This is a genomic window from Psychroserpens sp. (assembly GCF_036960315.1).
In the GTDB taxonomy this organism is placed as follows: Bacteria; Bacteroidota; Bacteroidia; order Flavobacteriales; family Flavobacteriaceae; genus Psychroserpens.
The window spans coordinates 79,572-100,317 of record NZ_JBALVR010000007.1; the positions used below are offsets into that span (position 1 = coordinate 79,572).

Genomic DNA, 20,746 nt, shown 5'->3' on the forward strand with positions numbered 1-20,746 from the left:
ATGAAATGTAAATTTATATTCATATTGTCTTTTGCCATCATTTGTTTTCATACTAATGCTCAAGACAACGAGTATATACTTGAAGGGAAAGTCACATTTATAACGTCTAAAAATGTTTATGTGAAATTTGATAACACACAAATGATTAAAATTGGAGATACTTTAAGAATATCTAATAATAAACCATGCTTGTTAGTTAATAATAAATCTTCAAGCTCTGTAGTGTGCACTAAAATCAATGATTGTGATATCGAAAAAGATACAATTGTTCTGTGTCAATATAGTCTTGTTAATGACGCTGTAATTGAAGAAGAGGCTATTGTTGAAGATATTGGTATTAGCTATAATGATTCAATTAAAGCAATCAATATTAAACCTAAAGAATTTGAGTATACCGAAAAAATTAAGTCTCGCTTATCTGTTGCAAGCTATAGTACGCTTTCGGATCTTAGAGATGACAATCATAGAATTGTTTCGCGTTTTTCATTGTATGCAGATCATATTAACCACTCTAAATTCTCTTTAGAAACTTATCTAAATTATAGAAAAAATATTAGCTCAAATAATGCTAGAAGCTCTCGAAATGATAACGCAATAAGAGTGTTTAATCTGGCATTGAAATATGATGTAGATTCTACACTATCGATTGCTCTTGGGCGGAAAATTAATTATAAAATATCTTCTCTTGGTGCTATCGATGGAATGCAAGCTGAAAAGTTCTTCGGAAAGAATTATGTTGGTGTCATAGCAGGTTTCAGACCAGATATTTTTGATTTTGGATTCAATTCTGACTTATTACAATATGGAGCATATATTGGAAGACTCACCGATAATGAAAATATACGATCCCAAACCACATTGGGTATAGCGGAACAAAGAAATAATGGTGAAGTTGATAGGCGTTTTACGTATCTCCAGCATTCAAGTACGCTTTTTAAAAAATTGAATTTTTATGTAGCTTCTGAATTGGATATATATAATAAACTAAATGATTCTCTTAGCAATAGCCCAAGACTGACTAATTTATATGTTACAGCACGTTATCGCTTTAATAGAAAAATTAATTTGTCGCTATCGTATGATTCAAGAAAACGTATTATTTATTATAAAACGTATGAAACAAATATTGAAGAATTATTAGATGAAGATATAGCTCGCCAAGGTTTTAGAGCACGGCTCAATATTAAACCATTTAAGAATGTATTTAGTGGTTTTAGTTACAGTAAACGATTTCAAAGCGACAATCAAAATAAATCTGATAATCTTTATGGTTATGTTAGTTTTTCAAAATTGCCAAGAATAGAAGGAAGGGTGTCTTTAACTTATAATAAGAATTCAACTAACTATTTGGAAAGTAATATTGCTTCTTTGCGGTATTCAACAGCATTTTTGGATGATAGATTAAATGCTGATTTCTACTATAGATTTGTGGATTATAAATACAAAAGTACTGTTCCAGATTTTTCTCAGCATTATGTTGGAACCTACCTGTCTTACTACATTGACCGATCATTAATTGTTAGTCTTTCAGGAGAATATTCAACTTATAACGGAGAAAATAATTATCGAATAAATACACGGATAATAAAACGATTTTACAGACTACGAAAAAAATAAAATTATGAACTCAAAAATGAATACATCAATTCTTATTATGACGGCTTTAATGTGCATTTCCTGTAATAAGAACCCAAAGGTAATAACTGAAACATCTGAGGATAATGACTCAGTAAAATCATCTGGTATATTTTCAGAATCAGAAACACCTCAATCAGATTTAAATGTTGACTATAATGCAACACCATTTTCCGAAGGCTTACATAAAGTGGTTGTTAATGAAGTATTACCAACAACAAAATATGTTTACTTGAATGTTAATGAAGGGGATAAACAATTTTGGATTGCAACAGGGAAAATGGAAGCTAAAGTAGGTGATACCTATTTTTACAAAGGAGGATTACTTAAAACTAATTTTGAAAGTAAAGAGTATAATCGTGTTTTCGAAACGGTATACCTCGTTACTAATTTGGTAGCAGAACAACATGGAAATACTACTGATAAAGTTAATATTGGTGAGTATTCCGAAGCAAAACAAAAGAGGCCTACTAAAGTTGTTATAGAGACACATGCAGATAAGGTAATACAACACAAAGGCTCAATTAAAATATCTGAATTGGTCGCAAATCAAAAAAAATACGAAGGAAAAACTGTGCAATTAACAGGCACATGCACTAAGATAAATGCAGGAATTATGAACAGAAACTGGATACATCTTAAGGATGGGAGTAAAGATGATTTCGATTTAGTAATTACATCCGATGCATTTGTTCCAGAAGGCTCTTCGATTACTATTAAAGCACTTGTCACCTTAGATAAAGATTTTGGAGCAGGTTATCATTATGATTTGATACTAGAAAATGGAGTGCTTATTAAGTAATTGCTTTGTATTTGCGCTTTTTAAGATAAGCCAACACACTTATTACAATGATGCAAGCAACAACGATGTACACCCATTTTGGAATAGGTACAGAGTCTCCAGTAGCGTAAGAATGTAAACCAGATAAATAGTAGTTGACACCATAGTAAGTCATAACGACTGTTGCGAGTCCAAAGATGGTAGAAACGTTATAGACAAACAAACTTGTTAATTTTGGAATAATCCTCATATGCAATATAAAAGCATAAACTAGAATAGTAACCAATGCCCAAGTTTCTTTAGCATCCCATCCCCAATATCTTCCCCAAGATTCATTTGCCCAAACACCTCCTAGATAAGTACCAACACTCACCATCACCAATCCACCAAATATGGTTAATTCACTTATATAGGACATTTCAGTAACAATTCTTTTAACTCTATCTTTATTTGAATCAGTTATAAAAACCATCAATATGAGATTGATGAGTCCGATGATTGCTCCTAACATTAAAAAACCATAACTACCTGCTTCTAACGATACATGTATGGTTAACCAATACGATTTTAAAACAGGAACCAAAGGTGTAATTTCAGGATCGAGAAAACTCATCATTGAAACTAATAGTATGGTTGATGCTAATACCATTGTAGCTGCCAAACCACCAAAAGATTTTCTAGTAAAAAGAACACCCGCTAAGGTTGTTGTCCAAGCAATATAAATCATAGACTCATAACCATTACTCCAGGGTGCTCTTCCAGAAATATACCATCTTAAGCTAAGACCTATAGTATGCATTAAAAAGCCAATAATAACAAGTGCAAATAATATTGTGTACACTTTTTTAAGCTTAATATTTGGTTTAAAAACTGATAGAAATAGAAAGAACAGAAATGCTAATCCTATAAAAAAGTAGAATGCAGCTAATCGATTAAAAACGTTAAAATTATTAAGAAATACTTCAGCACTTATTTTAGATGAAGAAGGTAAAACAGCTGTGCCATTCTTTGCTTGGTACGCCTTCAGTTCATTTAACAAATTATTTGCATCACTATAGTTGTTCGTTTTTATTCCATTTTTGAGTGCAGTTCCGTAAGCATCGAAAAATTTATTAGCAATATGACTTTCATGACTATCATTTCCATGAGTATATCTTGCAATCCAAGTATTGTTTTTATCACCTTCAACTGGAATAATTTTTAATAAGTTGCCAGAAAAGACCATGCTTAAAATGTTAAGCCTTTCGTCGATTTTTAATAATTCTTTTTCATAAACGCCTCTGTCTTTTGGGTTTAAATCATAAACTCTTCTCACTTCAGCTCTTAACTTATACTCGCCTTTTTCATTGAAGAAATCTTTATATGAAGCATAATTTGTAGAAACGCCTAGCTGTTTATGGATGTCTTCGTGCTTTCCTAATTTTATTATTTTAACATCGTTCCACGTACTGCTATTAACAAACATGCTTAACATAACCTGATCAGCATTTAATCCATCTAAGCTCTCTTTACGATATAATTTTCGCATGATTTCCCGTGATAACGTATGGATAGGCTTCATCCTTCCTTTGAGATCCTGCACAACAAGTTTACTGAATTTATCGGCATGTTCTTCATTAACGGCATGAGTTATATGAGTCTTACTTTCCTGAGATTGTGCCGATAAATTTGAAATTGAGCATGTTAAAAATAGCAATAAAATAAAAGTTCCGCTTTTGGCTCTTATCTTCTTTATCTTCTGAATAACTTGATGAAATCTTGTATTCTTACTAAAAAAAGTAAGAATTAAACCAATGGTTAATAAACCATATCCAATGTAGGAGATGAGCGTTCCCCAATAATCATGGTTAACACTTAAATACGTGCCTTTTTCATCTTTATCAAAAGACGATTGAAAAAAACGATAGCCTTCATAATTCAAAATATTGTTCATGAAGATTCTGAAATCTCTCTTCACATCTTTTCTGTGGTCAAGTAATACAACATCACTGGCATAAGATGACGCACTATTGGTTCCAGGATACTTATCGAGAATAAATTTGTTTAATTGTATTGAAAAAGGCAAGTTAATATCCTTTGAACCGTATGATAAGGCTATACTTGTAGTGTTAAACTCTAAAATTTTTACTCTTCCAGATGAGCCTCTACTTCCATAAATAATGACTTCTTTGCTGTGTCCATTTACAGAAACATCCATTACTAATGCCGTGATGCTTTCATTTTTTACTTTAACGGCTTCAGATTCTATGCTGACAGTCGCATTGTTGTTAAACTCAGAAAACACAAAGTTGTTAATCCCATCTGAGTATAAAGAACGAAGTTTTAACGGGCTATAATTGCCTGAAGGACGAATGGTGTCTTTCTTTTGCGTGGCCATAACCATTTGAGTAAGTGGTCTGTTATATTTGAGTCCTAAAGAATCATTAGAATAATCAATATTTATAGCTCCTGGTAGTTCACTTTTTTTGAAATTATAAACAACATTTCTGATGCGTTTTGTTTCTCCACTACTGATAAAGTAATTTTCCCTGCCATTTAATCCTGCAACTACAATTTTTAGAGTAGGTTTTCCATTAATTGTGGAACTCAGAATCTGAGTAGGATTTGGTACAAACTTTTTTACGTTGACTTCGATTAAATCACTATCTATTAAATACGATTCACTCCAATTGTTATTGCCTAAGGAAGCAAAAAGTACAGGCTCATTAAAGTCATATGATTTACCATCTTTATTGACCTTAAACTTTAAATGGGTGTCAGATGACAAAAAACTATTTGATGAATCGCTTTCTCGTATATGCATCATACCTTCAAAGCCAAAATACCTTGTAATACCAGCACCAAGTAAAATGATTATTATTGCTGAATGAAAAAGTAATAATGACCATTTTTTCTGCGGAATCATCCTAAATTTAAAGATGTTCACTACAATGGAAATACTGAATAAAAGTAATAGGAGTTCAAACCACCAAGCCTTAAAGATGACTTTTTGAGCAGCACTAGTGCCAAAATCATTTTCTATAAATGTAGCAATAGCGATGGAGGCTGCAAATAATAAGATATAAAGACCAGCAGCTCTAGTATTAAAAATTGGCTTAGAGTACTTGATAATTGCGACATACAATTTCTTCATAGAATCGTAATTAGTTAGATTATAATTGATGCTAATTCAGAATCGTGAATACATAATTCGGAAATAGCATAGGGTACTTATTTAATAAACAACTAAGTCGATGAGATTACGTAGATCATTTATAAAGATTTTAGATCTTCAAAGAAGTGTGGGTTAATCTGAAATAGGTGAGATGCTAAGTGACTATAAAACACCTTCACATTTGCAGGCTATTTTTAGTGAGATTATCGATTTATGTATCAAACAGAAATTTAAACTTCTGTTAAACAAAATTAGATGTAGTTGAAATTTTATACCTTTGTGGTTAGTATGAATCAAGTATTCCATAAAATATTGTCATTACTAATGGCTTTTGTAGTGTTGTTTTCTACAATGTCATTCACTGTTGATATGCACTATTGTGGGGATACATTGGTAGAAACGGCTGTGTTCCATAAAGCAAAAGGATGTGGAATGGAAATGGCAAATCCTTCTGCTGAAGGTTGTGCTATAACTAAAAAGAACTGTTGTAACGACGAACAATTAGTAGTTGATGGTCAAGACGAATTACAACTATTAGTCGATAAAATTTCTTTTGAACAACACCTATTTATAGCTTCATTTGTTTACACTTACATTAACCTTTTTGAAGGTTTTGATAACAATGTGTCTTCTTATGAAGAATACAAACCACCGCTCGTCATAAGGCAACTCTACAAGACTGACGAGACTTATTTAATTTGATTTTTAAACTTTAGACTATAATGTCCTATGGATGTATTCCATTAGGATAATTTCCTGTATTAGGTGTTGTGGCAACACCAATGTCTAACTGTTTAATATTCAAAGCAAATGCTAAATAAAAGCATCAAATTTTTAATAGAAAATAAACTCGTAGCAGTTTTAATGCTCGTTCTATTTATAGGATGGGGAATTATACACGCACCTTTTAATTGGGAAACAGGGTTTTTACCAAGCAATCCTGTTGCGGTAGATGCCATTCCTGATATTGGCGAAAATCAGCAAATTGTATTTACAAAATGGGAAGGTCGTTCGCCACAAGATATTGAAGACCAAATTACGTACCCATTAACTACCTCTTTATTAGGAATTTCAGGAGTTAAGACAATTCGTAGTTCCTCAATGTTTGGTTTTTCAAGTATCTATATCATTTTTGAAGAAGATGTAGATTTCTATTGGAGCAGAAGCCGAATACTCGAAAAACTAAATTCATTGCCAAACAATTTACTTCCCGATGAGGTTAATCCATCATTAGGTTCTGATGCGACAGGATTAGGTCAAATATTTTGGTATACTATTGAAGGTCGTGATGAACAAGGTAATGTAACAGGAGGTTGGGATTTACACGAATTAAGAAGCATACAAGATTATTATGTAAAATATGCGCTTTCATCTGCAAGTGGTGTTTCAGAGGTTGCTTCAATTGGTGGCTATGTACAAGAATATCAAGTGGACGTTAACCCAGAATTGATGCGTCAATATAACATTGGTTTAAACCAAGTTGTAAAAGCAGTAAAGGAGAGTAATAAAGATATTGGCGCACAAACATTAGAAATTAATCAAGCAGAATATTTAGTGCGTGGCTTAGGCTATATAAAGTCAATTTCAGACATAGAAAATGCGGTTGTTGTTTCAGAAGATTTTACAGCCATAAAAATAAAAGATATCGCAAAGGTTACACTTGCGCCTAAAGCAAGACGAGGTATTTTAGATAAAGAAGGAGCAGAAGTTGTTGGTGGTGTTGTTGTAGCAAGATATGGTGCAAACCCATTAGAAGTAATTAATAATGTAAAATCCAAAATAAATGAATTAAGCGCAGGCTTACCTTCCAAAGTATTAAAAGATGGTAGCACGTCTCAACTCACAATAGTGCCTTTTTATGACAGGTCAGAACTCATTAAAGAAACATTAAACACACTTAACGAAGCGTTGACATTAGAAATACTCATTACCATTTTAGTTATCATTATTATGGTGTTTAACCTTCGTGCTTCGATACTTATTTCAGGCTTACTACCTGTTGCTGTTTTAATGGTTTTTATAGCAATGAAACTCTTTGGTGTAGACGCTAATATTGTTGCTCTTTCAGGAATTGCTATTGCTATTGGAACTATGGTTGATGTAGGTGTTATTCTTTCAGAAAATATAATTAGGCATTTAGAAGAAAACAAAGATAAGACACCTATAAATGAAGTCGTTTATAATGCTACAACAGAAGTTTCAGGAGCTATTATAACGGCTGTTTTGACAACTATAATTAGCTTTATTCCTGTATTCACATTGATTGGAGCAGAAGGGAAATTATTTAGACCATTAGCGTTTACTAAAACCTTTGCTTTAACAGCTTCCATAATTGTTGCCTTATTTTTAATTCCACCTTTTGCTTCGTTTTTATTTAAAAAGAGGAGCATTAAAAAGGTTTCAAGGTTTGTTATCAATAGTGCCCTAATCCTATTAGGAATAACAGCACTAATTTATGGGTATTGGCTTGGGGTTATTCTTATAGGTTTTGGAGTATCATCCATTTTAAAATCACAACAAAAGATTACAGAAAAGCAAGCAAATTATAGTAATATCATAATTTCAGTTTCAGCAATTATATTTCTCTTGGCTGAGTATTGGCGACCTTTAGGTGTTGATAAAAGTATCTTTTGGAATCTTGTTTTTGTCTCTATTATTTGCTTTGGACTTTTAGCTGTTTTTACATTATTCAGAAGGTATTACACACGAATATTAAATTGGGCTTTAGCTAATAAATTACTATTTCTATCTATTCCTACTGCTATTGTCATTTGTGGATTTTTAATAATGAAAAACACAGGTAAAGAATTTATGCCTTCACTTAATGAAGGTTCTTTTCTACTAATGCCAACATCAATGCCACATTCTGGTGTAGAAGAAAATAAACGTGTTTTACAGCAATTAGATATGGCTGTTGCAAGTATCCCTGAAATAAAAACCGTTGTTGGTAAAGCAGGACGTGTAGAATCGTCATTAGATCCTGCGCCTCTGTCGATGTACGAAAATTTAATTCAGTATAAACCTGAATATATGCTAAATGAAGATGGAGAACGCCAACGCTATAAAGTAAATGATGATGACTTATTTGAATTAAAAGATGGTCGTTTTATCGCAAACCCAAATACTACAGAAAATGTCACCTTGAGCGCTGTCGAAAGATCTCAATTAATCGAAGACAATGATGGAGCGTTTTACAGGAATTGGCGTCCGCAAATAAAATCAGCAAATGATATATGGGATGAAATCGTACGAGTAACAAAATTACCAGGCGTTACCTCTGCACCAAAGTTACAACCTATTGAAACCCGATTGGTAATGCTACAAACAGGAATGCGAGCTCCAATGGGAATAAAGGTCAAAGGTCAAGATTTAAAACAAATAGAAGCCTTTGGTATACAATTAGAAACTATTTTAAAACAAGTTGAAGGTGTTAAAACCGAAGCTGTATTTGCCGATAGAATTGTAGGTAAACCGTATTTGCTAATCGATATTGACAGGGAAAAAATTGCACGTTATGGTATATCTATACAAGACGTTCAAGATGTTTTAAAAGTAGCTGTTGGTGGTATGGAAATAACACAAACGGTTGAAGGTCGTGAACGTTATGGTGTACGTGTTCGTTATCCAAGAGAGTTGAGAGCTAATCCAACCGACTTAAAAAATATTTATGTTCCTGTTGCAAAAGGGAGTCCAATACCTTTAGGCGAATTAGCGACCATTAAATATGAACAAGGTGCGCAGGTTATTAAAAGTGAAGATACTTTTTTAATTGGCTACGTGCTGTTTGATAAGTTGAATGATTATGCAGAAGTCGGTGTTGTTGAAAATGCACAAGCCTTAATTCAATCAAAAATAGATTCAGGAGAATTAATTGTTCCAAAAGGGATTAATTACCAATTTACAGGAACGTATGAAAATCAAATAAGAGCTGAAAAAACATTATCAGTTGTAGTGCCATTAGCGTTACTTATCATCTTTTTAATTCTATACTTTCAATTTCGTTCCGTAGCAACTTCTTTAATGGTTTTTACAGGCATTGCAGTAGCTTTTGCAGGTGGTTTTTTAATGATTTGGCTATATGGTCAAGATTGGTTTTTAAATATTAATTTCTTTGGCGAAAATCTGCGAGAATTATTTCAGATGCACACTATAAATTTAAGTGTCGCTGTATGGGTTGGGTTTATTGCCTTATTCGGTATTGCTACTGATGATGGCGTTGTCATGGCTACCTATCTAACACAAACATTTGATAGAAATAAACCTACAAATAAAAAAGATATTAGAGCATCTATTGTAGAAGCAGGAGAGAAACGTATTCGCCCTTGCTTAATGACAACAGCAACAACCATATTAGCATTATTGCCTATTCTAACTTCAACAGGTCGAGGAAGCGATATTATGATTCCAATGGCTATACCAAGTTTTGGAGGTATGCTTATCGCATTAATCACATTATTTGTTGTTCCTGTTTTATACAGTTGGAAGCAAGAAATACAACTTAAAAAGAAATAAAATGAAACATTTTAAATCATACATAAAAGCAGTCTTTGTTCTTTGTTCTTTCCTCTTTGTTCTTAAAGGAAATGCACAGCAATTGGAAACTCTAATTGAAGAAGGGTTAGCAAATAATCCTGAAATTCAAACTTTTGAATTCAAACATCAGGTTGCAAAAGAAAAAGTTAACGAAGTCAACACACTTCCTAACACTCAAATAGGCGTAGGCTATTTTGTAAGTGAGCCTGAAACACGAACAGGAGCGCAACGGTTTAAGATTTCTACTAAACAAATGTTGCCTTCATTTGGTTCAATCACAGCAAGAGAAAACTATAAAAATTCTTTGGCAGATGCGGTTTATGAAGATGTGGCCATTGCAAAAAGAAAGTTGGTAGCATCAATTTCGCAGTCTTACTACAGCTTATACGCTTTAAAAGAAAAACAAGCGATTTTAGATGAAAACATAGCCTTACTTAAAACCTATGAAGAATTAGCATTGACCTCTGTTGCCGTTGGGAAAGCATCAGCAGTAGATGTATTGAGATTGCAGATGCGACAAAATGAATTGGAGCAGTTAAAACAAATTTTAGAACAAGACTATTTAGCTGAACTAACCAACTTTAACAAACTATTAAATAGAGATAAAAACGCACAAGTAATTATTGCCAATAAATTAGTAATGCTTTCTGAAAACAACTTAATCAATTCAGAAAATTTAGCCTTACATCCTGAATTATTGAAATATGACAAACTCTACAAATCGGTTGAGCAATCCGAATTATTAAATCAAAAAGAGAGCAGCCCAATGTTAGGTTTTGGATTAGATTATATAGCAGTTTCCGAAAGACCAAATATGAATTTTAGCGATAACGGAAAAGATATTATAATGCCAATGATAAGTATTTCTATTCCGATTTTTAATAACAAATACAAATCGAAAACCAAGCAGAATGAGTTACAACAACAAGAGATTTTGGCGCAAAAAGAAAACCGATCAAATACGTTAGAAGCCTTGCTTGACAAAGCTATTAGAAACAGTAATTCGGCAAGAATAAGTTACAATACACAAACTAAAAATTTAAAACAGGCAAAAGATGCCGAAACTATTTTAGTTAAAAGCTACGAAACAGGAACAATAGATTTTAATGATGTTTTGGACATTCAAGAATTACAGTTAAAGTTTCAAATCAACCAAATAGAATCTATCAAAAAAAAGTATTTGCAAACAACAATTATTAACTATCTAACTAATTAAAAATCAATTACAAACTCAATTAAAATGAACTTTTCAAAGAAAAACCACGAATTCAAAACCAAAAATTTAAATGTTATGAGTAAAAAAGTAAAAACAATTTTAGGAATTTTAGTATTAGGGTTAATGCTAACAATAGTATCGTGTAAAGATGCTAAAAAAGAGGATGTTACTACCAAAACAGAGCAGGTAGAAAAGAAAGAATACGCATCTGCTTATGTGTGTCCAATGCATTGTGAAGGTAGCGGAAGCGATATAGCAGGGGAATGTCCAAAATGTGGAATGGATTACGTGAAAAATAAAGATGCGGCTACCAAAACAGAGCAAGTTGAAAAGAAAGAGCACGCCTCTGCGTATGTATGCCCAATGCATTGTGAAGGTAGCGGAAGTGATAAAGAAGGTGAATGCCCAAAATGTGGAATGACTTATATGAAAAACGAAGGCCATAAAGCAAACGGTCATAAACATTAATTAATCTAAAATTTAGAAAATGAATCAAATTCTTCACATTAAAAACATGGTTTGTAACCGTTGTATATCAACGGTTTTAGAAGAATTTAATGTGTTAGAACTTAATGTGAAATCTATTGAACTGGGTCTTGTCGAGTATGAGGCAATGGAGGATTTAACAAAATTATTAAAATTGGAAACGGCTTTAAAGTCACATGGATTTGAAATTATAAGAGAAGAATCTAAAACAGTAATAGAAGCTATAAAAATAGCACTTGTAACGAAGTTGGAAACTGACAATGCTGATAATCTCACTTATTTTTTGTCGAAAAGATTTGATAAATCCTATTCAGTTTTAAGTAAACTGTTTAGTAAGACAGAAGGAGTAACTATTGAGAAATATGAAATTCAACTCAAAATCGAAAAAGTTAAAGAACGCATTCAGCATCAAGAATATAATTTTTCAGAAATTGCTTTTAGTCTGAATTATAATAATAGTAGCCATTTGGCCAAACAGTTTAAAAGCATCACTGGAATGTCGATGACTCAATATAAAAAATTACAAGATTGGAACAGAAAAGCATTTGACCAAATTGTATAAAAATTAATCATAATTAGAAAAACAACTTTTGTCCAACAATAATACTTTAGCGTTGAATTTTAAACTTACATAAAATGAAACACAGTTATCACATACACGGAATGACTTGCAACGGTTGTCGCAGTCATGTTGAAGAAATACTTTCTAAAGTAAAGGGCGTTTTAACAGTTACTGTTGATTTAGAAAAGGCAGAAGCAACGATTGAAATGGAACCACATATTGCACTAGAAAAGTTTCAAGACGCTCTAAAAAATGATGGAGGAAGCTACAGCATTCATAAGTCAGGAGAACATCATCATATTAAAGAAGAAAAAGAAGAACAACAAAAAGGGAAAGGAACAGGTACATTTTATTGTCCAATGCATTGCGAGGACGATAAAACCTATGATAAAGCGGGAGATTGCCCAGTTTGTGGAATGGACTTGGTAGAAGAAAGAAGTATAGTTTCTTCAAGTACTCAATTTACATGTCCAATGCACCCAGAAATTGTAAAGGACGAACCAGGTTCTTGTCCTATATGCGGAATGGATTTAGTGCCATTAGAAGCAGATGTTTCAGAAGAAGATAAAACCTATAAAAAGCTATTAAAAAAGTTTTGGATGGCAGTGGTCTTTACCGTTCCGATATTTCTAATTGCAATGTCCGAAATGTTAGATAGCAATCCGTTGTATGCCATTGTAGATCAGAAAACGTGGAATTGGATTCAGTTTGTATTATCAATTCCTGTTGTGTTTTTTGCCACTTGGATGTTCTTTAAACGTGCTTGGACATCAATAAAGACAATGAACCTAAATATGTTTACTCTCATAGGAATTGGTTCAGGAATAGCATGGGTGTTTAGTGTATTTGCTATGTTGTTTCCAGATGTGTTTCCAGAAGATTTTAAAACTGCTGACGGTAATGTATTTGTTTATTTTGAAGCAACAACTGTCATTCTCACATTAGTATTGTTAGGACAATTATTAGAAGCAAGAGCACATAGTCAAACAAGTGGTGCCATAAAGGAGTTGTTAAAATTAGTACCAGCAACGGCAACGTTAGTTTCAGATGGAGAAGACAAAGTAATTGCAATTGATAACATTGAAAAAGGCAATCTATTACGTGTAAAACCAGGAGAAAAAATACCTGTAGATGGCAGTATTGTAGAAGGTCATAGTAGTATAGATGAATCTATGATTACTGGTGAACCTATTCCTGTTGATAAAGCAGTGCATGATAAAGTAAGTTCAGGAACAATCAACGGTACAAAATCATTCGTAATGAAAGCTGAAAAAGTAGGTTCAGAAACCTTGCTTTCTCAAATCATTCATATGGTGAACACCGCAAGTCGTTCAAAAGCCCCTATTCAAAAGTTAGCGGATAGAATAGCTAAATACTTCGTCCCTATTGTATTACTTGTTTCTGTAATAACATTTACAGTTTGGGCTGTGTTTGGTCCCGAACCAGCTTATGTTTTTGCATTTGTAAATGCAATAGCTGTATTAATTATTGCTTGCCCTTGTGCATTGGGTTTAGCAACGCCAATGTCTGTTATGGTCGGTGTTGGTAGAGGCGCGCAATCTGGTGTTTTGATTAAAAATGCAGAAGCATTAGAAAGAATGAATAAGGTTGACACCCTTATTGTAGATAAAACAGGAACGATTACAGAAGGAAAACCATCAGTTGAAAACGTAATAGATACAGATGGTGTAGAAGAAACAACTTTAATACAATACATAACATCCTTAAACCAATATAGCGAGCATCCTTTAGCGGAAGCAATTTTAAACTATGGCAAATCAAAAAATGTTTCAATTACTAAAGTAAACGATTTTGAAGCTATAGCAGGAAAAGGAGTTATTGGTACAGTTGAAAACAAAAAAATTGCTTTAGGTAACCCTAAACTATTAGAACAATTCGCTATTTCTATTTCTGAAAGTTTAGCAAATAAAGTTGTTGCAGAACAGGAGCAAGGTAAAACGGTTTCATATATAGCAGTAGATCACGAAGCAGTAGGTTACGTTACTATTTTCGATGCTATTAAAACAACAAGCAAAAACGCTATTAAAGAACTACAAAATAATGGTGTTGAGGTCATAATGTTGACTGGAGATAATAAGAATACTGCAAAGTCGGTAGCTGAACAACTAAACCTTATACACTATAAAGCTGAATGTCTTCCAGAAGATAAACTCAATGAAATAAAAACACTACAAGAACAAGGTAGAATAGTGGCGATGGCAGGAGATGGTATTAATGATGCGCCTGCTTTAGCACAGTCCGATGTTGGTATAGCAATGGGGACAGGGACAGATGTTGCTATTGAAAGTGCTTCAATAACTTTGGTTAAAGGGGATTTACATGGTATTTTAAAAGCTAAAAAGTTAAGTCACGGCGTAGTTAAGAATATAAAACAAAATCTATTTTTTGCATTTGTTTATAATGTGTTGGGAGTACCATTAGCAGCAGGTGTTTTATATCCGATATTTGGACTATTACTCTCACCAATGATTGCAGCATTAGCAATGAGTTTTAGTTCGGTGTCAGTTATAGTAAATGCATTAAGATTAAGAAACATTAAAATATAATTATATAATCATGAAGAATTTAATAATAGTACTTGCATTAACATTATCAGTATTGAGCTGCAAAAACGAAAAAAAGGAAGCTGATCTAAAGGACCATGAAAATCATGTTACAACATCTGAAAAAGTTGAAGCACCAAAAAAGAAAGTATTAAGTCCGCATACATCTGCTATGTCAATGATTGGAGATGCCCATATTCACATAGATTATTCATCACCTGGAGTTAGAGATAGAATCATATTTGGCGGATTAGTTGGTTATGATAATGTATGGCAAGCTGGTGCACATAATGCCACTTGGATAGAAACTAATAAAGATTTAGTCATAAATGGGGTAGTTCTCTCTAAAGGAAAATATGGATTTTTCACAATTCCATCAAAAGAGGATTGGACAATAATGATTAATAAAAATTGGAATCAACATGGGAAAGATGACTATGATGAGAATGATGATGTGATACGATTTACAGTGATACCAAGTATTTCTGATGAAATTATTGAGCATTTAGAATATAAAGTAAATAAGATTAGTGAAACAGAAGGAACGATATCTCTTGCTTGGGAAAAAGTAACAATTAGCTTTCCTTTTAAAATTAATCAATAAGATGGTAAATAGGCATACAGCATTAAAAATTAGAAAAACACATCGCTATTTGGGTTTGTTTTTGGGGATTCAATTTTTGTTTTGGACTATTAGCGGTCTATACTTTAGTTGGACAGATATTGATGATATTCACGGTGACCATTTTAAAAACTTGGAATATGTGCCTAAAGCATTTAACAACCTTATTAGTCCATCAGAAATTAATATATCTGGAGGAATTAAAAGTATAGAGATGAGGGATTTAGATAATGTGCCATATTATTGGGTAAACAACTCTCAATTAGTTAATGCCATCGATGGAATAGTCAAAAAAAGTATAACAGAAAAAGAAGCTCTTTATATCGCGAAAAATTATATGAAAAGTGGTTTAGAAATAGCAGCTATTGAACAAATTAATAAGGCTGGTAAACATCACGAATACAGAGAAAAGTTATTGCCTGCTTATGTTATTTCCTATCAAACAGACGAGGCTTTAAAAGCTTATGTATCAATAAATGACGGAAAATTTCAAACCGTAAGGCATCGTAGTTGGCGATGGTTTGATTTTTTATGGATGACGCATACTATGGATTATGAGGGTAGAGATAACTTCAATACAATTGTATTAAGAGCCTTTTCACTATTAGGATTAATTACTGTTTTAAGTGGCTTTTTGTTAGGTTTTACAAGCTCCCCAACAATTAAAAAATTATTAAAAAGGAAAAATAAATAGAGATGAAGAAATATATAATTTATTCAGGAATATTAGTAGTTGGTTTGCTTTTAGGTTGGTTATTTTTTGGTAGTTCGTCTAGTAACGAGGTAGAACATAATCACAATGAAGTAGGGGAGATTAATCAAATGTGGACCTGTTCTATGCATCCACAAATAATGCTACCTGAAGCTGGCGATTGTCCTATCTGTGGAATGGATTTAATTCCTGCCGAAACAAGTGCTGAAGGGCTAAATGCTGACGAGTTTAAGCTAACCAAAAATGCTATGGCATTGGCTAACATTCAAACGTCTGTTGTTGGTAATAATACAAACAAAAATTCTACTATAAAGTTATCGGGCAAGATTGCAGAAAATGAAGACGCTAACGTTGTGCAGGCAAGTTATTTTTCAGGAAGAATAGAACGTTTAAATATTGGTTCAACAGGAGAAGAAGTAAAGCAAGGACAATTATTAGCAACCATATATTCGCCTGAATTATTTGCAGCACAACAAGAGTTAATTACGGCTTCAACACTAAAAGAGTCTCAACCTGCATTATATAAAGCGGTTCGTAATAAATTAAAACTTTGGAAAATTTCTGAAAACCAAATCAATCAAATTGAAACATCAGGAAAAGTAAAACAAAACTTCCCTATATATGCAACCGTTTCAGGAACGGTTTCGGAAAAGTTAGTTGCGCAAGGAGACTATGTAAAACAAGGTCAAGCCTTATTGAAAATCACAAACTTAAATACAGTTTGGGCTATGTTTGACGTTTTTGAAAATCAAATTGAGCTATTTAAAAAAGGGCAAGATATTACGGTTACTACTAATGCTTACCCAAATAAAAAATTAAATAAGAAGGTAGATTTTATTGATCCAACATTTAATTCAGCTACACGAACCGTTAAACTTCGAGTCGTTTTAAACAATATAAATCGTGAGTTTAAAACCGGAATGTTTGTTGAAGGCAATATTGAAAATAATAGGTCTGAAAAAGAACAGCTTTTAATGATTCCTTCATCAGCAATATTGTGGACAGGAGAACGCTCGGTTGTTTATTTGAAAACAAGTCCTAATGAACCAATTTTTGAAATGCAAGAAATAACAATAGGGAAACAATTGGGAGAGCTATACGAAGTTATTGATGGACTTAAAAGCGGAGATGAAATTGTTACCAATGGTACATTTACAGTTGATGCTTCTGCACAATTGCAAGGCAAAAAGTCCATGATGAATAAAGAAGGTGGAAAAACGATGACTGGACACGAAGGTCATCTTGGAATGGAAGATACTGCTTCAGTAGACAATGAGGATCATTCCAATATGAATAAACGAATTAAAGTATCGAATGGCTTTCAAAATCAATTGAAATTAGTTTTCAATGATTATATCAAATTGAAAGATGCTTTAGTTAATGATGATGTAAATACTGTAATGATAGAATCAAAAAGACTATTAGATAATTTATCTAAAGTTGATATGAAACTGTTAACAGATAAAGAGGGTCATAACGATTGGATGTCTCTAGAAAAAGAAATAAAAGCAGCCGCTATTTCAATTTCAAAAGGATCAGATATAAAAGCCCAAAGAAGTCATTTTAAGAATTTATCATTACAGTTAACAGGAGCTATTGAAACCTTTGGAATAAATGAAAAGGTGTATAGCCAATTTTGCCCTATGGCAGATAACAATAATGGTGCGTATTGGTTGAGTAAGGAAGAGCAAGTGTTAAATCCTTATTATGGTGATGCAATGCTTAAATGTGGAAGTGTGAAACGTGTTATCGAATAATTCTAATAATCTATATATGGATAGTAATAAAACAGATAGTATTATCAAGGATATTGTCGACTAAAAAAAACAAAACCCTTGTAATCAATTGATTACAAGGGTTTTTGCGGAGAGTAAGGGATTCGAACCCCTGGAGGTGTGACCCTCAACAGTTTTCAAGACTGCCGCATTCGACCACTCTGCCAACTCTCCTAGTGTGCTCATCAGGTATTCCCTGAATGCGGATGCAAATATAGAACCCTTTTTTATTTCTTTCAAGTAAAATCTGCTTTTTTTAAAGCCTTTGATAATGCTATTGAATTATTTTATAGAATAAACTCCTTAAAATAGATATCCTCGCCTTATTTTTGCAGAAATAGGGGCGATTCATATGACTACAATAGAAAAATTGAAATGGCGATATGCCACCAAAAAATTTGATGATTCCAAAATTCTTTCTGAAGAAAAATTAAATATACTCAAGCAAGCCTTTAATCTAACCGCAACTTCTTTTGGATTGCAAACCATTAGTTTGTTGATTATAAGAGACAAAGCTATAAGAGAAGCGTTGGTAGAACATTCTTATCATCAAAAGCAAGTTTTTGAGGCTTCTCACTTGTTGGTTATTTGTATAAAAGATAATATTCTTTCTGAAGATGTTGATGAACATTTCGATAACGTAAAAGATGTTAGAGCAACTCCCGAAACCATTTTATCGACTTATCGTAAAGATTTAAAAAAAATGATGAAAGGTATGTCTGTTAAGGAACGCCAAGATTGGTCAGTGAAGCAGGCGTATATCATTCTTGGAAACCTTATGACGGTTTGTGCTATCGAACAAATTGACGCTTGTCCAATGGAAGGTTTTACTCCTAAAGCTTACGATGATATCTTGAAATTAAAGGAAATGAACTTAAAATCGGTTCTATTATTACCTGTTGGTTATAGATCGGAAGATGATATGTTTGCAGACCTAAAAAAAGTGAGAAAACCAATCAATGAAGCAGTAATAGAACTATAATTAAAAATTTAAATGAGTTCACTATATTTGTTTTAATTACAATCGCGAGATAATTCGCATTTACCGAAAATTACAATGAAAAAAATCATATTCATTTTATTATTTGCTTTTACAATCCAATTGTCTGCTCAAGAGCAAAATTGGTTATCGGATAATAAAGTTGCTCTAAAACAATCTGAAACTCAAAATAAACCAGTTCTGGTTTTCGTGACTGATAATCAAAAGGCTGAAGCATATAAAACTTTGAAAGATCTATTATTTAATTCTGATTCTTATAATGGATGGGCTTCAAAGATGATATTATTGAAATTAGATATTTCAGATAAACAATCGCCTAATGTCCGGTTAGGAATTCACTACACGAAACAAACTAGTGCTCCTGGGTTATCATTAATTGATAAAAATGGTAAAACTATTATTGATCCTCTTGTAGATATTACTGCTCAAAATATAGAGACTTTTATCGCTCTCGTAAATTCAAAATTATAATTATAGATGCCTGGATTTGAATTATTTGGTGACCAAGAACGCAAAGAGGTCAATGATGTATTAGATAGCGGCGTTTTAATGCGTTATGGCTTTGATGGTATGCGTAACGGTCATTGGAAAGCGAAAGAATTAGAGAGTGAACTTTGTAAAACATTCCAGACAGAACATGTACAATTAGTGTCTAGTGGAACAGCTGCAGTTTCGGTTGCATTGGCATCTGCTGGAGTTGGAGCTGGTGACGAAGTTATCATGCCTTCATTCACGTTTGTAGCTAGTTTTGAAGCGATATTGATGCTAGGAGCCATTCCTGTTTTAGTTGATATTGATGACACATTGACCTTAGATCCAAAAGCTGTTGAGGCTGCAATTACTCCAAAGACTAAAGCAGTTATGATAGTCCATATGTGTGGAAGTATGGGTGATTTAAATGCACTTCAAGCTATTTGTACAAAACACAATCTTTTACTTGTAGAAGATGCTTGTCAAGCTATTGGTGGAACATATAATGGGCAACCACTGGGAAGTATTGGTGATTTAGGTTGTTTTTCTTTCGATTTTGTAAAGACCATCACTTGTGGTGAAGGTGGAGCAGTAATTACCAATAATAAGGACTATTATATCAATGCCGATCATTATAGTGATCATGGACATGACCATGATGGAAATGATAGAGGCGCAGAAACACATCCGTTTTTAGGTTATAATTTCAGAATTTCGGAATTAAACGCAGCTGTTGGTTTAGCACAAGTTAAGCGTCTACCTGAGTTTATTGCCATCCAAAAAAAGCATTATACCATACTTAGGGATGCTATTGCAAGAGTTCCAGGAGTAACGTTCAGAAAAGTACCAAAAGGAGGAGAGGAGAGTTATGCCTTTTTGAATTTCTTTTTACCAGATTTGGAAGTTGCTAGAAATGTGACTGAAGCTTTTAAAGCTAATGATATAGATGTTTGTTGGAATTATTATGATAATAATTGGCATTATATTCGAAAATGGGATCATCTTAAAAATATAAAATCTCTGTTTCCGATGTCTTCGGAAATTAAACAAGGTTTAGCTAATCTTCAGAATAAAACATTTGAGCAATCCGACCATTATATAGGTCGTAATATCTCATGCTTGATAAAATTATCTTGGACTGAAGCCGAAGTTAACGAAAGAGCGTCTAGAATGGTAGAAGTAATTGAAGCTTCAATTTAAAAGGTTTTAACCCCTTTTTATCGACTTGTAGTGTT

The 20,746-nt window shown here is 32.9% G+C and carries 15 protein-coding genes and 1 tRNA gene; 14 read left to right on the forward strand and 2 right to left on the reverse strand.

Annotated elements, in window-relative coordinates:
* Positions 1-1,617: a hypothetical protein gene (locus V7719_RS12700; protein ID WP_335730295.1), complete on the forward strand. Its 1,617-nt coding sequence runs from the start codon at positions 1-3 to the stop codon at positions 1,615-1,617.
* A gap of 4 nt (positions 1,618-1,621) precedes the next feature.
* Positions 1,622-2,437 (forward strand): hypothetical protein, encoded by an 816-nt coding sequence (locus V7719_RS12705; protein WP_335730296.1) that lies wholly within the window; start codon positions 1,622-1,624, stop codon positions 2,435-2,437.
* On the opposite strand, the gene ccsA is transcribed toward V7719_RS12705, so the two are convergent.
* Positions 2,430-5,549 carry a cytochrome c biogenesis protein gene (gene ccsA / locus V7719_RS12710; RefSeq protein WP_335730297.1) on the reverse strand — a complete coding sequence of 1,040 codons (3,120 nt, stop codon included), beginning with the start codon at positions 5,547-5,549 and terminating at the stop codon, positions 2,430-2,432. The genes V7719_RS12705 and ccsA overlap by 8 nt on opposite strands.
* Before the next feature lie 309 nt (positions 5,550-5,858).
* Between ccsA and V7719_RS12715 the strand changes: the two genes are divergently transcribed.
* From V7719_RS12715 to V7719_RS12755, 9 genes are all read left to right on the forward strand, one after another.
* Positions 5,859-6,272: an HYC_CC_PP family protein gene (locus V7719_RS12715; protein ID WP_335730406.1), complete on the forward strand. Its 414-nt coding sequence runs from the start codon at positions 5,859-5,861 to the stop codon at positions 6,270-6,272.
* A gap of 108 nt (positions 6,273-6,380) precedes the next feature.
* The gene (locus V7719_RS12720) at positions 6,381-10,082 is read left to right on the forward strand and encodes an efflux RND transporter permease subunit (protein ID WP_335730298.1); all 3,702 of its coding nucleotides are present in this window, start codon (positions 6,381-6,383) and stop codon (positions 10,080-10,082) included.
* Position 10,083: 1 nt separating this feature from the next.
* Positions 10,084-11,319 (forward strand): TolC family protein, encoded by a 1,236-nt coding sequence (locus V7719_RS12725; RefSeq protein WP_335730299.1) that lies wholly within the window; start codon positions 10,084-10,086, stop codon positions 11,317-11,319.
* A gap of 75 nt (positions 11,320-11,394) precedes the next feature.
* On the forward strand, positions 11,395-11,787 hold the full coding sequence (locus V7719_RS12730; protein WP_335730300.1) for a heavy metal-binding domain-containing protein: 393 nt from the start codon (positions 11,395-11,397) through the stop codon (positions 11,785-11,787).
* A gap of 19 nt (positions 11,788-11,806) precedes the next feature.
* Complete coding sequence (locus V7719_RS12735) at positions 11,807-12,367, forward strand: helix-turn-helix domain-containing protein (protein ID WP_335730301.1); 561 nt, start codon at positions 11,807-11,809, stop codon at positions 12,365-12,367.
* Between the two features lie 74 nt (positions 12,368-12,441).
* Positions 12,442-14,934, forward strand: a complete 2,493-nt coding sequence (locus V7719_RS12740) for a heavy metal translocating P-type ATPase (protein ID WP_335730302.1) — start codon at positions 12,442-12,444, stop codon at positions 14,932-14,934.
* 10 nt (positions 14,935-14,944) lie between these two features.
* On the forward strand, positions 14,945-15,535 hold the full coding sequence (locus V7719_RS12745; protein ID WP_335730303.1) for a DUF2911 domain-containing protein: 591 nt from the start codon (positions 14,945-14,947) through the stop codon (positions 15,533-15,535).
* Position 15,536: 1 nt separating this feature from the next.
* On the forward strand, positions 15,537-16,247 hold the full coding sequence (locus V7719_RS12750; RefSeq protein WP_335730304.1) for a hypothetical protein: 711 nt from the start codon (positions 15,537-15,539) through the stop codon (positions 16,245-16,247).
* 2 nt (positions 16,248-16,249) lie between these two features.
* A complete protein-coding gene (locus V7719_RS12755) occupies positions 16,250-18,022 on the forward strand; it encodes an efflux RND transporter periplasmic adaptor subunit (RefSeq protein ID WP_335730305.1) in 1,773 nt (590 codons plus the stop codon).
* Between the two features lie 107 nt (positions 18,023-18,129).
* Here the strand turns inward: V7719_RS12755 and V7719_RS12760 are convergent.
* Positions 18,130-18,214, reverse strand: a tRNA-Ser gene (locus V7719_RS12760).
* A gap of 178 nt (positions 18,215-18,392) precedes the next feature.
* On the opposite strand from V7719_RS12760, the gene V7719_RS12765 reads away from it, so the two are divergent.
* From V7719_RS12765 to V7719_RS12775, 3 genes are all read left to right on the forward strand, one after another.
* Positions 18,393-19,022, forward strand: a complete 630-nt coding sequence (locus V7719_RS12765) for a nitroreductase family protein (RefSeq protein WP_335730306.1) — start codon at positions 18,393-18,395, stop codon at positions 19,020-19,022.
* A 75-nt stretch (positions 19,023-19,097) separates the two neighbouring features.
* Positions 19,098-19,511 carry a hypothetical protein gene (locus tag V7719_RS12770; protein WP_335730307.1) on the forward strand — a complete coding sequence of 138 codons (414 nt, stop codon included), beginning with the start codon at positions 19,098-19,100 and terminating at the stop codon, positions 19,509-19,511.
* A 6-nt stretch (positions 19,512-19,517) separates the two neighbouring features.
* The gene (locus tag V7719_RS12775; RefSeq protein ID WP_335730308.1) at positions 19,518-20,711 is read left to right on the forward strand and encodes a DegT/DnrJ/EryC1/StrS family aminotransferase; all 1,194 of its coding nucleotides are present in this window, start codon (positions 19,518-19,520) and stop codon (positions 20,709-20,711) included.
* Positions 20,712-20,746: the final 35 nt, after the last annotated feature.